This is a genomic window from Streptomyces sp. NPDC005263, from assembly GCF_042872365.1.
GTDB lineage: Bacteria > Actinomycetota > Actinomycetes > Streptomycetales > Streptomycetaceae > Streptomyces.
In genome coordinates, this window is the sequence record NZ_JBIAKJ010000004.1 from 453,498 (window position 1) to 468,720 (window position 15,223).

Below are 15,223 nucleotides of genomic sequence, written 5' to 3' on the forward strand. Positions count from 1 at the left end.
GTGCGGGGGAGCGACGTGCTTGAGGCGTCGCAGGTGCGGGTCTGCTCGGCCGAGGGCGAGGTGGTCGGCGCCGGGTTCCTCGTTTCCGCCGATGTGGTGTGTACCTGTGCCCATGTCGTGGCCCGGGCTCTCGGGGTGTCCAACAGCGCGCAGGAGGCTCCCGGCGAGGCGGTGGACCTCGATTTTCCGCTGCTGGAGAGCCGTCCGAGGGCACGTGCGGTCGTGGTGTCGTGGCGGTACGGCGGGCTGGACGTCGCGCTGCTGCGGCTGGAGACGGCGGTCGAGGGCGCGCGGCCCGTGCCGCTGGTCGACGGGACCGGCGTGTGGGGCCACACGTTCCGGGCGCTGGGTTATCCCGTCGGCGCCGATCGAGGTGTGTGGGCCTCGGGCACCCTGCGGGCCGGGCAGGGTTCGGGCTGGGTGCAGATGGAGGCGCAGGGGCCGGGGCCGCGGATCTCGGGAGGATTCAGCGGGTCGCCGGTCTGGGACGACGCCCAGGACGGCGTTGTAGGGATGACGGTCGCCGCGCACCGGGGCGAGCGCACCGCGTACCTGCTGCCGTCGGCCGAACTGGTCGACGAGGAGACACTGCGGCCGCGCTGCCCGTTCCAGGGGCTCGCGGCGTTCACGGAGGACGACGCGGAGTTCTTCCACGGACGCGACAGCGACACCGCCCGGGTCCACGGGGCCGTCCGCAGGCGGTCGGTGACATTGGTGGCGGGGCCCTCGGGGTGCGGGAAGTCGTCCCTGGTGCGGGCCGGTGTGTTGCCCCGACTCCGGGACGAGGGGATGAGTGTGTCCGAACTGCGGCCGGTACCCGGAGCACGGGCGTCCGTGGTCCTGGCGCGGGCGCTGACGGGAGTCCTGGAACCGGAGCTCGGTGAGATCGACCGGCTCGCCAAGGCGGAGGAACTGGCAGGGCTGCTGGAGACCGGCGACGATGTTCCCGCCGAGCTGCGTGGCAGGATCCTCGCCCGCGGAGAGCGCGCCGGCCATGTGCTCTTCGTCGACCAGCTCGAGGAGTACGCGGGTGCCGACGCGGCCACCGCCCGTGACCTGTTCGAGCTGCTGGTCGCTCTGGCGGGCAAGGACGGCGCGGCGGTACTGCGGGTCATCGCGACGGCGCGGCCCGACTCCCTCGAAGCGCTGGTGACGGCCGATACGTCCGATCTGGTCAGCGACGCCGTGGAGTTCCTCGCTCCGCTGGCCGCCGAGGACCTGGAGCGGGCGGTGACCGCGCCCGTCGACGCCGTACCGGGGCTGTGGTTCGAGCCCGGGTTGCCGGAGCGGATCGTCGTGGACGCGGGCGACGAGCCCGGCCGGATGACCCTGGTCCAGTTCGCTCTGACCGAGCTGTGGAATCGTCGCAGCCGGTCGATGCTGACGCATGCCGCGTACGACGAGCAGGGTGGTGTGGCGGGCGCTCTCGTCGGATACGCGGACGACACCCTCGCCGGACTGGATCGGCCCCAACAGGCGTGTGCACGGCGGCTGTTCGTACAACTCGCTCGCCCTGACGGGGACGCCTTCCTACGTCGTCCCGCCAAGGTCGCCGACCTGGCGCCCGAACTCGTCGACCTGGCAAGGGAGCTGGCACCGAGCAAGCTCCTCGTCCTGTCCCGGGCCCCGGGCGGTGAAGACGAGCTCGTCGATCTGGCGCACGAGGCTCTGACCCGGCTCTGGCCGCGCCTTCAGCGGTGGCTGGCCGACTCCAGGGACTTCCGCGCCTGGCAGGAGCAACTGCGGGCCGACCTGCGGCGCTGGCAGGCGCAACAGCTGGAGCCCGCCCGGCTGTTGGGCGGAAACGAACTCGCGCAGGCTGATCGCCGACTGGCTGAGCACCCTGCCGACATCTCCGCCGACGAACGCGGATACATCCTGCTCAGCCTCCGCCACTCCCGGCGAGGCAAACGCGTCAAGCAGGCCGCCGTGGGGGCGCTGGCCGTTCTCACCGCGCTCGCTGTGGGACTTGCGGCCTCCACCTGGCTGAGCCTTCAGAAGACCGAGCGGCAGTTGCGGGACCAGGCCGCGGGGCTGCTGGCCGAGGCCGCCGACGACACCCCCGGCAGCAACCCGGCCACCGCGCTGCAGCTGGCACTGGCCGCGTGGAACACCAAGCAGACCCCGAAGACCCGCGAAGCGCTGCTGCGTCAGTACGCGCGGGACCAGTACCTCGTGGGCTCCTACCCGTCCGTGTGGGAGGGCCAGGTCAGGGACATGGTCGCCACACCGGACGGCCGTACGCTCGTGGTGTCGTCGAAGCCGTCGGGCGGCGACCGGTGGACGCTCACGGTGGTGACGGGGGCCCTCGAAGGAAAGATCCGAACCAGGGTGCTGAGCGGAGTCCCCGCGGGCGACCTCCGGAGCGCCATCAGCCCCGACGGCCGCCTTTTCGCCGTAGCCGCACGGAACACGGTCAAGCTCTGGCGGCTGAGCAACCGCAAGGATCCCGTCACGCTGAGCCTCGGGAAGCACAAGATAGCCAAAGAGGTCGCAGCGACCATGGACTTCAGCGGCGACGGGAAGCGGCTGCTGCTGACGATGGACGACAAAACCGGGGAGTGTTACAACCGCGCCCGCAAGTGCGTCCCGCCTTTCGCCGAGGCCTGGGAAGTGCCCTCCGGTGCCCGACTGCCTGTCGCACAAGGTCTCCTGTCCGCCTCCGGGGTGGAGGATGCGGCCTTCACCACGGACCCGGACACGGTGGCGGTCACCCATTGGGCCGACAGCGGACGGCGGGCTGAGATCAGGGATCTCACCACCGGCCGAAAGCTCTACAGCCCGGGCCCGGAGCCCAAGGGGATGGCACTTGGCGGCCCGCTGCTGAGAGCCGGAGGTGAAGCGGTGATCGCGGAAGTCGGCGGCCGGTGGTACGCCCAGGCACTCGGCCGTACGCCCGGACCCAGGACCGCGATTCCCGCCGTGAGTACGAGCAGCGACGCCACGGGGAGCTACAACGTCGACGGTACGGCCCGCGACGGAGGAGTCGAGAAGGGGGGATACGCCGACTCGACCCTGACCGATGTGCGTACCGGGCAGGCCTACCGCACTCGCCTGCCCACCTCGGGCGAGTCTCCAGACCTGTACTCGGGCGTCGCCGCGGCGCCACGGAAGGACGGCGGGCTCACCGTTCTCGTACCCGTGAACACGACGTTGATGGCGGTGCGGGCCGAGCGCTCGGGCAACGCACGGTTCCACGACAACGAGATTCTGGGCGGGAGCTACGCGCTGGCACCCGACGGGCACTTCCTCGCCAAGGTCACCGAGACGACCCTTGAGGTCATGGACGCCTCCCGTACCCGCCTGCGGTCCGTGAGGATCTCGGCCCGGGAGACCTCCGGCGACTTGATGGTCACCTGGACCGCCGACTCACGGTGGATCGTGGTGTGGGAGCGGAACGGCGTCCTCCACCGTGCGTACGCGGCGCAGGACCTCGGCAAGGACGTCCCGCTCCCTGACGCGGTACTGAAAGGGAAGCAGGTCGACAGCGTCGTCGCACTGCGGGGGAGCGAGATCGTCCTGTTGACCGAGGACGGGTCGTTGGCGCGTCTCGACGCCGCCGACGGGACCGTGCTCACCCAGCCTTTCTTCGCCCACTCCAAGGGTCCCGTCGCGGGTTCCTCCATGTACGGCCAACTCATGCCCCGGCCCGGGCACTCCGGGCAGGTGGCCGTCGTGACCAGGAAGGGAGCCGACAACGGCGAGATCCTGCTGTGGGATGTCCGAACTCCGCGACAGGTCGCGGTCCTGACGGGACCGGCCACCGACACGACGTATACGGACAAGTCACTTGGAAGCGGACTCGTCTTCACCCCCGACGGCTCCCGTCTCGCCGTGCAGAACTCCGACGGGCAGGTGCGGGTGTGGGACGTCGACCGCAGAAAGCGGCTGCCGGAAAGAGTGCCCCGCTTGTCGATGAACCAACTGATCGGGTTCGGCCCGGACGGCACTCTCGTCTCACACGTCGCGGACAAGAGACTGATCGAGATCCGCGACCTGACGGACGGCTCCTCCGTCACATGGGACGTGTCGGAGAAGGTCGACGAGGAGATCACCAACGCGACGGCGAGAATCACCCCGGGAGGCCACCTGCTCATCGACAACGGCGCCGGGCGCCGGACCTTCACCCTTCGCCCCGAAGACCAGTTCCGCGAACTGTGCACCGCCGCCGGGCGCGACTACACCAAAGCCGAGCGCAAGCTGCTCCCGGAGGGAACCCCGTCCGGTCCCCCCTGCCCCTGACCGGGGCACAGGGCGATCGCGGTGCCCCCCTCCGAGCCCCAACTGCCACGATCCTGTAACCGAGTTGCTCACGACCCCGTGTCTGCTGAGCCCCTTCTGCACAATTCTCCCCATGACGGGTTCAGAGAACTACCGCCTCGACGACGGCACCACAGTCCGGTTCCTGCTCGCGGACGCGGGACGGCCCGCCTTCGAGGACGACGACACGGCAGACGGTCTCGGCCCGGTCATCCCCGTGGGCCGGCGAGGGGAAGCAGTCGCCGCCGTCGCGGCCGGCGCTCTGCGCGGCACGCTCAGGCCGCTCGGCTCCCTGGTGCAGGAGGTCCACGACGCCATGAGCGCCGTACCCACACCGCCCACCGAGATCACCGTCACGTTCGGCGTACAGCTCAGCCAGGACCTGAAACTGGGCATCGTCAACGGCAACGGCCAGGCCCACCTGACGGTCACCGCCACGTGGAGCCCGGACGCCACCCCGGCCGCTACGCCGCGCGCCGACGACCGTAGACCGGACGGGGAAGGTTCCGCTGCCACGTGATTACTGCTTCATCATCGAGGGAGTGGTGCTGCGGGTGCCCTGTCGCACAGGCGGCTGGGCACCCACGTCGAGTTCACCCTCAGTACCGGTCTGGCAGCTGAGTCGGCGATATGGATCCGATGCAGCGTGAAGAACGTCGTTCACCGCGCCCAGGGACTCATTCCGCCGCCCCCGCACCCAACCGCACGAGCACCGCCGTGTTGGCCCGCGGCAGACCGACGGTGAGGCTTCCGTCGGTCGGGTTCCACTGCGTGGTGGTGTCGGCGGTCGTGGGCTGGAGCACCGTGGGGTCGAGGGGTACGCCGTGCAGGTGCGGGATGGTGAGGGTGCGGGTGGTGTCGGCGCCGTGGGTGCCGTCGACCGGGCCCGCACCCAGGTCGCGTCTCCAGATCGCCAGGTACGTCGACTCCGGCCCCCGCAGTCCGTGCGCGATCCAGGTGTCGTCCCAGCCGGGCAGGCCCAGCGGCCAGAACGGGTGCGCGGCGGCGATCTCCGGTCGGAGGTCCTTGTACGCGGAGATCGCCGAGCGGACGAGGTCGAACTGTTCGTCGCTCATGAGGTTGAGGAAACCGGAGAGGTGGACGCGGCCGAGCAGTGCGCCGGTGAGGGTGAAGGCGATCTCGTCGAGGGTCTGGTCCGGCTGGGGGTAGGCCCACACGGCGGCCTGCTCGGGGGTGGCCGCGGTGGCGGCCGCGGCGGCGATGGGCGGGTAGCGCAAGGGATCCTGCTGGTCGCTGGTGGACTGGAGCTGGGCGACCGCCAGTTGGGCGTAGTCCATGCGCAGGCCGCCCGAGCCGCAGTTCTCCAGGACGAGGTGGGGGTGGCGGTCGAGGAGTGCGTTCATCCAGTCGAGGTGGGCGCGGTGGTGGCCGAGCAGGCCGGCGCCGGGGCTTTCGACGCCGTTCGTCGTGCCGGTGCCGACAGCGCCGTCCGTACCGACAGCCCCCTCCGTGCCGGGCCCGATGTTGATGTTGTAGTCGAGCTTCAGGTACCCGACCCCCCACTCGCCCACCAGCCGGTCCACGACCGCGTCGAGGTGGGCCCGGGCGGCAGGGTGCCGCAGGTCCAGGTGGTGCCGCCCGTGTTCGGTCACCCGCACCCCGCCGCGTTGGAAGAACGCCTCCGGCGGCAGGGTGGCGGCCAACGGGCTGCGCACGCCGACCACTTCGGGTTCGAGCCAGAGGCCCGGGGTCATGCCGTGCCCTCTGATGGCGTCCAGGACCTCCTGGATCCCACCGGGAAAACGGTTGGGTGCGGCATCCCACGCGCCCACCGAATCCCACCAGCCCTGCGCGTCGTCGTCGTACCAGCCGGCGTCGATGACGAAGATCTCGGCGCCGGCCTTCCCCGCCGCCTCGATGAGGGGCAGCAGCCGTTCGGTGGTGGGGTCACCCATGAGGGTGTTCATGTAGTCGTTGTAGATCACCGGGAGTGTGCGGTGGTCCCCGTGGTCGCGGCGGATGCTCCGGCGGTAGTCCGTGAGCGCCCCGAACGCGGCGTCCAGGCCGCCGGACTCGGTCCGGACGAGCACCGCGGGGACCGTGTGGAACTCCTGGCCGGGGGCGAGGGTGTGGTGCCACTGGTGGTGGGCGTCGTCGGGGCCGAACAGGGCGACGTACGCCGCGCCCTCACGTTCGCCGGACTCGAAGCGCCAGCCCGCGCTGGACTCGATCTGCCAGAGCCAGGCGCGGCCGTCCCGGTCGGTGAGGGCGGCGACGGGGAGATGGCGGCCGGTGGACCAACTGCCCTGCGAGTAGCGCTCGAAGCAGCCGCGTCCCTCATGGCCGTGGGCGGACCGGCTCAGCGGGACGACCTGGTCGCGGAAGGGGGCCCGGCGCCAGCGGCACTCGGCCAGCCAGTCGTTGTCCGCCCAGTGCAAGGTGAGGCCGTCGAGACCGCCGTCGGGGTCGGAGATGCCGCCGAGGGTCAGGGTCGACACGCTCTCCAGCCGGAGCGCCGTGACGCCCTCGTTGACCAGGCGTACCCGCGCACGCAGGAAACCCGCGCCCGAGCCCGCCTCCAGGGTGACCTCGGCGGCCAGCCCGGTCACCGGGTCCGCCAGCCGGATCGTCGTACGTTCCAGGCTTCCGACCTGGACCGTCTCATGGCCGCGGTAGGCCAGGCGGTCACCGACGGCCGTCTCGATGAAGCGCTCCCCCGACCAGTTGCGCCCGTGACCGGTGGCGGTGACCTCGACGAGGGGCACCAGACAGGCCCAGTCCTGGCCGGGCGTTCCCAGCCGCACGGAACCGGCCGCGTCCACGACGGCGTGCAGCGCGAGCGCCGGGTGCGCCCAGATACGGGACCTCTCGACTGTTCCTACGGCACTGGTCAACGCAATTTCCCCTTCTGGGACGGTTCGGTCCTGCGTGTCTCGTGTAAGCGCTGAGCTGGGGCTTCACGCTCGGTGGGAGGGACCGTGCGGCGCCGGTGAATGTAGTCGGTGTGTAAAGCCGCGATTACAGATCTCTTGACGCCCACCGTGTGACCGCTCACAATCCTCGCATGCATGTGACCGGTCACACAAGCTCCGGCAGCCACCGCGGCCCCTCCTCCCCGTAGCCGCCGCCCAGACGACAGCCACCGCACAGCTCAACAGCCACCGCCCTCCCTCCGCGCCCCCCGACCGCCTCCCCGCCCCCCGTCGCCCCGCCGCCCCGCCGCCCCGTCCGACCAAGGATCCCGCCATGAGAAGAGCCGTTTCCGTCCTTGCCACCGCCTGTGTTCTCGGGCTGACCGCCACCGCGTGCAGCGACAGCACCGGCGGCACCACGGCCGCCGCACCGCAGGGTTCGGTCGACCCGACCGCCTCCCTCAAGGGCGTCAGCCTCACCATGTGGGTCGCCCAGAACAGCGTCTCGGAGCCCAAGCAGGCCATCGACGCGTTCGAGAAGGCCACCGGGGCCAAGATCACCACCGAGGTGATACCGGACCCCTACGAGTCGAACGTCCCGACCAAGCTCGCCTCGGGCGTCAAGCCGGACCTGATGTTCTGGCAGCCCACCGGCAGCACCCTGCCGTTCGTCCAGCCGGCCAAGAACCTGCTGCCGCTCGACAAGGAGGACTGGGTCTCCAAGCTCGGCGAGACGGAGAAGAGCCTCGGCCAGGTCGACGGTCACCGTTACGCGGCCATCGTCACCAGCCCCGCGGTCCTCGGCGTCTACTACAACAAGGACGTCTTCAAGAAGGCGGGCATCACCACCATGCCCACCAGCTACGACGACATGCTCGCCGACGCCGCGACGATCAAGGCGAAGGTCCCGGGCGTCGCCCCGTTCTTCGAGGTCGGCGGCGACAAGTGGCCCCTGCAGTGGCAGGTGCAGGCCCAGATGACGGACCTGCCGCAGTCGTTCTGGGACAACCTCAACAAGAACAAGGCCAGTTGGACCGACAAGACCATCGTCGACGCCATCACCACGTACAAGACGAAGGTCCTCGACGGCGGCCTGGCGCAGAAGAACTACAAGACCGCCACCTTCGTGGACCAGGGCAAGGCGATCATGGACGGCACCGCCGCGATGGCGGTGAACGTCACCGCGCTCCAGTCCGAGATCCAGGCCACCTCCAGCACCGCGGACATGGACAAGAAGCTCGGCTGGTTCCCCATCGCCAACAGCTCCGCCAAGGCCGAGTACTCCCCCGACCAGACCAACGGCGTGGTCGCCTTCAACACCGGCGACGCCAAGCGTCAGAACGCCGCCCGGCAGTTCATGTCCTTCTGGCTCGGCCCGAACTACCCGGCCTACATCAAGGCCAACAAGCTGGTGTCCGTCGAGCCGTCGGTGCCCAACCCCGAGGGCCTGCCGCAGACCGCCATCGCGCAGGCGAAGGCGCTGTCCACGGCCCAGGGAGTCTTCCAGGTCAAGGCGCTCACCGCCCCCGACATGCACCTCGCCCTCGCCGACATGATCTACGGCAAGAAGACTCCGCGCGAGGTCGCGCAGGCCGCCGAGGACCAGTTCAAGCAGGTCCTCAAGGCGCGCGGCGTCTCCGGTTTCTGACGGTTGCGCTCCGCTCGGAGGGGCCGCGATGGGGCTCGTGGGTCGTCTGCGGGTTCGTCGTGGCTGGTCGCGCAGTTCCCCGCGCCCCTTCAGAGCGTTGCCGTCCCGTCGGCCTCAGCCCCTCGCCTGATCGTCCCCGGGAGGTTTAACAGTGGCGGACACAGCCACCATCGGCGTCGGTGACGCCACGCGCGAGAAGGCACCTGACCGGCCCTCGCGTCAAGGCCTGCGGAGGCGCTCCCGCCGCGGCGCGAACCAGCCCTGGTGGTTCGCCGTGCCCGCGCTCGCCGTGTTCGGCCTGTTCTTCCTGCTGCCGAACCTGCTGAACTTCGTCTACCCGTTCACCGACTGGTCGGCGTTCCACTCGAAGATCGGCTTCGTGGGCCTGTCGAACTTCAGCACCATCCTGCAAGACGGGTCGATGGCCCGGGACATCCGTATCACCCTGGAGTACGCGGTCCTGGTGGCCGTCTTCCAGAACGGTTTCGGTCTCGGCCTCGCCCTGCTGCTGGAGCGCGACAGCCGCTTCAACCGCTTCTTCCGCGCGGTGTTCTTCCTGCCTGTGCTGATCTCCGCGCTGGCCGTCGGCTACCTCTTCCGGGCCCTGCTCGCCCAGGACGGGGCGCTGAACAGCGTGCTGTCCTCCCTGGCGGGGCATCACGTCGACACGCCCTGGCTCGGCTCGACCACCTGGACGCTGATCGTGGTGACCCTCATCCACGGCTGGAAGTGGATGGGCCTGGCCATGCTGATCTACCTGGCGGGTCTCAAGAGCATGCCCGGGGACGTGCTGGAGGCAGCCCGCATCGACGGGGCCGGTTCCTGGCGCACCTTCTGGTCGATCAGGTTCCCGCTGCTCGCGCCCGCGGTCACGTTCAACGTGACGACCGCGCTGATCGGCTCCATGAACACCTTCGACATCGTCCAGGCCACCACCGCGGGCGGTCCCGGCAGCGAGACCGAGGTGTTCAACATCTACATGTTCCGCATCTTCGGCCAGGGACTGTACGCGCAGGCGTCGGCGATGAGCCTGGTGCTGTTCCTCATCGTCGTCGTCCTCGCCGTCCCCGTCATCGTCGGCCTGCGCCGCAGGGAGAACAACCTGTGACCACCCTTCCCGCGTTCGCCCCCGCACGCCGGCGCCCCCTGCGCTGGATACAGCCGGTCGCCGTCCTGTTCATCGCCGCCGTCACCATCGGCATCCCGCTGTGGCTGGTGGCGGTCACCTCCGCCAAGCCGCAGGCCGAGGCCATCAAACCCAACCTCTCCCTGCCGCACCACGTCCAGGCCGCCGCGAACTACCGGCAGAGCTTCGACGAGGGCAAGATCGTCCAGGGCTTCGTCAACAGCCTGCTGGTCGTCGCGCCGTCCGTCGTCATCGTGCTGCTCCTCGGCGCCGGCGCCGCCTGGGTGTTCGCTCGCCGCAAGGGGCGCCTGGTCAACGCCATGTACGCGCTGAGCATCAGCGGGCTGCTGCTGCCTCCCGCGGTGATCACCATCGTGATGGAGCTGCGTCAGCTGGGGCTGGCCGGCACCCGCCCCGGCATGATCGGCGTCTACGCCGGGATGTACCTGTCCACGTCGATCTTCTTCATGACCGGGTTCATCCGCGCGCTCCCCGAGGAACTGGAGGAGGCCGCGCGGATGGACGGCGCCGGGCCGGTGCGGGTGTTCCTGCGGATCATCCTGCCGCTGCTGCGGCCGGTCATCGCCACCGCGACGATCATGGTGATGCTGTTCGCCTGGAGCGACATCTTCTACGCCTTCTTCGTCCTAGGCGGAGGCGCGAAGGCCACCCTGCCGCTCAACCTGTACCAGGTCGCCAACGCCCAGCTGTACCTCAACAACTGGCATCTGATCTTCGCCTACGTGGTGATGATGAGCCTGCCGATGGTCCTGGTCTTCGTCCTGGCCCAGCGCCGCATCGTCTCCGGCATCACCAGCGGCGCCGTCAAGTAACCGCCCACGCCCCCCCACTTCGCGTGGCACCCCACCCCGCAGTACCCACAGACCTCCCGCGACGGTGCGGGAGGAGGAGGACCAGTCATGCCTCGAACACCTCGCAGATCCGGACGCCTGCGCAGCCTCATGGGCGCGGGCGTCGTCGCCGCCGCCCTCGTCGGCACGGCGCTGACCGTTCCCGCCGCGCAGGCCGCCACACCCCAGCTGACCGTCGACCTCGGGCAGACCACCGGCCCGGTCATGCACGGAGCCAACGGCGCCCTGTACGGGCTCAGTGACGACGGGGTGCCCGGCGACAGCATCGTCACCCCGCTGCACATGACGTCGATCGCGACGAAGGCGCCCGACGGCGCGCAGCACCCCAACGGTGACGCGCTGGTCGTCCAGCCCGCCTTCGCCCGCGGTGGCGGCGGCGACAACCTGATCTACATGCAGGACGTCTATGCGCAGTGGCCCTACGAGAACCTCGGGCTGAGCGACTACCTGTCGAAGGTCGACACCATGGTCCGCAAGGTGGCCGCCAGGCCCGACGCGGGCACGTTCGTGTGGGTGCCGTTCAACGAGCCGGACGGCAACTGGTACGGCGGCCTGGGCAGTTCGGACACGGCCACGTACAAGAACGCGCTGAGCCGATTCGAGAGCGACTGGACCACCGTCCACCAGAAGATCCGGTCGATCATTCCGGACGCCAGGATCGCCGGCCCCAACGAGACGCACTACGACGCCCGCCTCATGGCCGACTTCTACCCGTGGGCGAAGGCCAACGACGTCCTGCCGGACCTGACCACCTGGCACGAGCTGGACCCGGGCTCCCTGTCCCACTTCGAGGGCACCCTCAAGGCGTACCGGACCCTCGAGCGTGAGAACGGCATCAGTGCCCGGCCGGTCAACATCAACGAGTTCGGCAACCGCCGCGACCTGTCGGTGCCGGGCCAGATGGTCCAGTGGATGTCCATGTTCGAACGGAACAAGGTCTACGCCGACCAAGCGTACTGGGACGTCGCCGGGAACCTGGACGGCAACGTCAGCCAGACCAACATCCCCAACGGCGACTGGTGGCTGCTGCGTTGGTACGCGGGCCTGACCGGCGACACCGTCGAGGTGACCCCGCCGCAGCTCAACGTCATCGACACCCTGCAGGGCATCGCGTCCCTCGACACCGGCCGGCGGCAGGCCCAGGTGCTCCTCGGCGGCGGGACCTCGGGCTCCGCCAACACCGTCATCCAGCACATCCCGGCCTCGTTCGGCAACAAGGTCAACGTCTCCGTCGAGCGCACCGCGTGGAGCGGTTACGAGGGTGCGGGCCCCGCGCCGAGGGTGCTGGCCCGCACGACCTACCCGGTCGCCAAGGACGGCAGCGTCACCGTGCCGTTGACCGGCCTCGACCCGATGGCGGCCTACCGCGTCACCGTCAACCCGGCCGGCAGTGGCACGCCCGCCGCGGCCGACGTCCCCTGGTCGGCGTCGTACGAGGCGGAGGACGCCGCTCTCACCAGCGGCACCGTCTACACCCAGGGCACGGTGTCCAACCCGTACGGCTACGCCACCTCGGGCACGAAGGATGTCGGCAGCCTGAACCAGGCGGACAGCAAGGCCGCCTTCACCGTCGACGTCCCGAAGACCGGCACGTACGACCTCGGCGTCTTCTACGGCAACCAGTCCGGCGGCCCGGCGACCCAGACCCTCACCGTCGACGGCGGCTCGCCCCGGACGATCACCTATGCGCCGACCCTGAACTGGACCTACCGGGCCACCGCGGGCGCCTCGGTGTCGCTGACCGCGGGCACCCACACCCTCACCCTGGCCAAGGGGACCAACGAGGTCACCCTCGACAAGATCGACCTCACCGCGGCCTCCGGCGCGCAGACCGCCTACCCGGCCGTGTACGCCGACATCACCGGAAAGCCCTCCTACGACTACTCCGCCTCCGGCACCACGGGCGCCGGTGCGCTCGCCCTGAAGGCGGGCTCCTCGGCCGCCTTCGACGTGTACGCCCCGACGGACGGCTACTACACCGTCCACACCGACTACGCGTCCGACGGACCGGCCGGGCTCTCCCTGGACGGTGCCACCGCGGTCAGCCTGCCCGCCACCCACGGCAAGCTCACCGACCGGAGCTCACGGCTGTACCTGTCCGCGGGCAACAACCGCGTCACCGCCGCCACTTCGGGCTCCACCACGCTGACCCTGCGGGACCTGCGGGTCGCCGCGAAGGGTGACACCTCGGGCGTCACCGCCTACGAGGCCGAGGCCGGCACCCTCGCCGGAGCGGCCGTCGTCTCCTCGGACAGCTGGGCCTCCGGCGGCAAGTACGTCGGCTACGTCGGCAACGGCTCGGGCAACACGCTCACCGTCAAGGTCGACGCCGCGCACGCCGGGCGGTACGTCATGAACGTCCGGTACGCCAACGACCAGGTCGCGGGTTCCGGGAACTACAACACCAACGTCGTCTCCCGGGCGGCCCGGATCTCCGTCAACGGCACCGCGCAGACGGTCATGTTCCGCAACAACTACAGCTGGTCGAGCTACTGGGACCTGCCCGTCCCGGTCACCCTCACCGCCGGCACCAACACGGTCACCTTCGCCAACGCCGACGCCTACGCCCCCAACATCGACCGCGTCACGGTGGCACCGCTCATCGGCTGACAGACGAAGTCCGGTCGGGGCCCGGGCAGTTGAGCCGGGCCCCGACCGGGGTGGTGTCGATCCGGTGCTATGAGCCGAAGTCGCCGATCACTTCGCTCACGTTGTAGCTGTACAGCTCACGCTTGCAGGACGAGCAACTTGCGCTCGGCGCGTGCTCGCCCAACGACCACAGCTGGGGTGCGAAGCCGTCACCGCGGCCGTGCGCGAGGTAGAGGTCCTCGGGGCCGAAGGAACTCTGCAGCGTCTTCGCGTTGCCGACGAGCTGTGTGGTGCCGTCGACGGAGCCCGGGGTGGCCTGGAGCAGGCGGCCATTGTCGTAGCCGTTGCTGCGGTGGAAGTACCACTTGCCCTCGTACCGGGTGGCGCCCTGGATCTTGTGCCAGAGGGCTTCGTTGCCGAGGGACGGGCCCGTGGGCAGACCGTAGGCGGCGTCCGCGTTGGCCTTCGTTCCAGCTGAGCCCTCGACGGCGGCGGTGAGGGCGGACATCGGGTACGTGCCGACCCGGCCGTTGCTGGTGCTGCCGTTGGTGCTCTTGTAGATGCAGTACTCGCCGAGAATCAGGTGATCGGTGTCGGTGCGGTCCAGGGAGATGTAGGACGCCTTCGGCCGGTCGGTGGCGTAGCACTGATTTCCGTCGGTGTCTTTGGTGGTCCTGGGCGTGGTGAACTTGAGCGTGGCGACCTGCGGCATGACGTAGCGGTAGCCGAAGCCGTACCAGACGTTGCTCTGCCGGCCGACGCGCTTCTTGTCCAGGACGTCGCTGACCAGGCCGTCGGGCGTCGGGTCGTTGACGTCGGCGTTGTTGTCCGGGTTGAGGTCCATGATCTTGCGGAGGTCGAAGACCCGCATGCCGTTGGCGGTGTCGGCGACGTACAGGTAGTTGCCGTACCAGACCATGCCGCCTGCGTGAATGCCTCCTTGGGCCCTGCAGGCCTTCGTCACGGAGGTGGTGCACTTGCCCTCGCGCGCGTGCAGCGCGTCGAAGGAGACGTTGTCCTTGGAGTTGATGTAGGGCCAGACCAGCAGCACGTGGCGGTACTTCTGGGTGGCCTGGTTGAAGAATGAGACCCGGATGCCCTTCTCGTTGCAGGCGTCGGACGCGGAGTCCTGGACGCAGTTCTCGCGTCCCGCCTGGTAGTCGCTGCGGCCGGGGTTCGAGTCGTCGTACGAGCCGACGGCGATGGGCTCGGCGTTGGACGTGCCCCAGTCCTCGTCCTCCTGCGCGTCCGAGACGCCGGTGATGGCCTGCGGAATCCACTCGCTGGACGTGGCGTCGTCGCTCTTCCAGCACACGCGGTGGTTCACGGCGAGGTCGGGGCCGTAGATGCCGGTCGAGCCGCAGCCGCCGTCCCAGCCGGCGTCCCGGTTGGCCTGTTCCATCAGCTCGGTGAGGCCCTGCTTGGGAAGCGCGGCGTCCAGCCTGTCCACCAGGCCGGTGAGGGACGAGCCGGCCTCCAGCTGGAAGTCGCCGGGGCGCCCGGGGACGGGGGCCGCGAGAAGCCCGGGGTTGCCGGGCTCGGGCGGAGCCAAGGTCGCGCCGTCCGAGAAGTCGTCCTGCTCGTTGTCGGGTTCGTCGCTGAAACCGTCGTCCGGCATGTCCTCGGTCGGCTCGTCCGCCGTCACCGCCGCGCGCGGCGTGGGGCCGGGGGCGGCGGCCGCCCCGGTGGCGGGCATCAGCCCTGATGTCAGCGCCCCGGCTAAGACCGCCGCGGCGGCCAGGCGTATTCGACCGGACAGGTGTGTCATGTGAAGGCCCTCCCGTTGGTGGAAACACGCGGATCGGCAGGCCGTTCACGGCCCATCAGCCGATCGCGTCACCTCAGTGAACAGGCC

Annotated in this window: 8 protein-coding genes; 6 read left to right on the top strand and 2 right to left on the bottom strand. The window is 69.7% G+C overall.

Going from position 1 to position 15,223, the window contains the following annotated elements:
• Positions 1–15 precede the first annotated feature (15 nt).
• Positions 16–4,242: a trypsin-like peptidase domain-containing protein gene (locus ACFYRY_RS20580; RefSeq protein ID WP_389147266.1), complete on the top strand. Its 4,227-nt coding sequence runs from the start codon at positions 16–18 to the stop codon at positions 4,240–4,242.
• A 112-nt stretch (positions 4,243–4,354) separates the two neighbouring features.
• Positions 4,355–4,780: a CU044_2847 family protein gene (locus ACFYRY_RS20585; RefSeq protein WP_389147269.1), complete on the top strand. Its 426-nt coding sequence runs from the start codon at positions 4,355–4,357 to the stop codon at positions 4,778–4,780.
• Positions 4,781–4,937: 157 nt separating this feature from the next.
• Here ACFYRY_RS20585 and ACFYRY_RS20590 read toward each other — a convergent pair whose 3' ends face one another.
• On the bottom strand, positions 4,938–7,115 hold the full coding sequence (locus ACFYRY_RS20590) for an alpha-galactosidase (protein WP_389147272.1): 2,178 nt from the start codon (positions 7,113–7,115) through the stop codon (positions 4,938–4,940).
• Between the two features lie 352 nt (positions 7,116–7,467).
• Between ACFYRY_RS20590 and ACFYRY_RS20595 the strand changes: the two genes are divergently transcribed.
• From ACFYRY_RS20595 to ACFYRY_RS20610, 4 genes are all read left to right on the top strand, one after another.
• Positions 7,468–8,781 (top strand): ABC transporter substrate-binding protein, encoded by a 1,314-nt coding sequence (locus tag ACFYRY_RS20595; protein ID WP_389147275.1) that lies wholly within the window; start codon positions 7,468–7,470, stop codon positions 8,779–8,781.
• A gap of 151 nt (positions 8,782–8,932) precedes the next feature.
• Positions 8,933–9,889: a carbohydrate ABC transporter permease gene (locus ACFYRY_RS20600; protein ID WP_389147278.1), complete on the top strand. Its 957-nt coding sequence runs from the start codon at positions 8,933–8,935 to the stop codon at positions 9,887–9,889.
• A complete protein-coding gene (locus ACFYRY_RS20605) occupies positions 9,886–10,740 on the top strand; it encodes a carbohydrate ABC transporter permease (RefSeq protein ID WP_389147280.1) in 855 nt (284 codons plus the stop codon). The genes ACFYRY_RS20600 and ACFYRY_RS20605 overlap by 4 nt, the downstream gene beginning before the upstream one ends.
• Before the next feature lie 87 nt (positions 10,741–10,827).
• Positions 10,828–13,389, top strand: a complete 2,562-nt coding sequence (locus tag ACFYRY_RS20610) for a CBM35 domain-containing protein (protein ID WP_389147283.1) — start codon at positions 10,828–10,830, stop codon at positions 13,387–13,389.
• Positions 13,390–13,456: 67 nt separating this feature from the next.
• On the opposite strand, the gene ACFYRY_RS20615 is transcribed toward ACFYRY_RS20610, so the two are convergent.
• Complete coding sequence (locus ACFYRY_RS20615) at positions 13,457–15,136, bottom strand: hypothetical protein (protein WP_389147286.1); 1,680 nt, start codon at positions 15,134–15,136, stop codon at positions 13,457–13,459.
• Between the last annotated feature and the right edge of the window lie 87 nt (positions 15,137–15,223).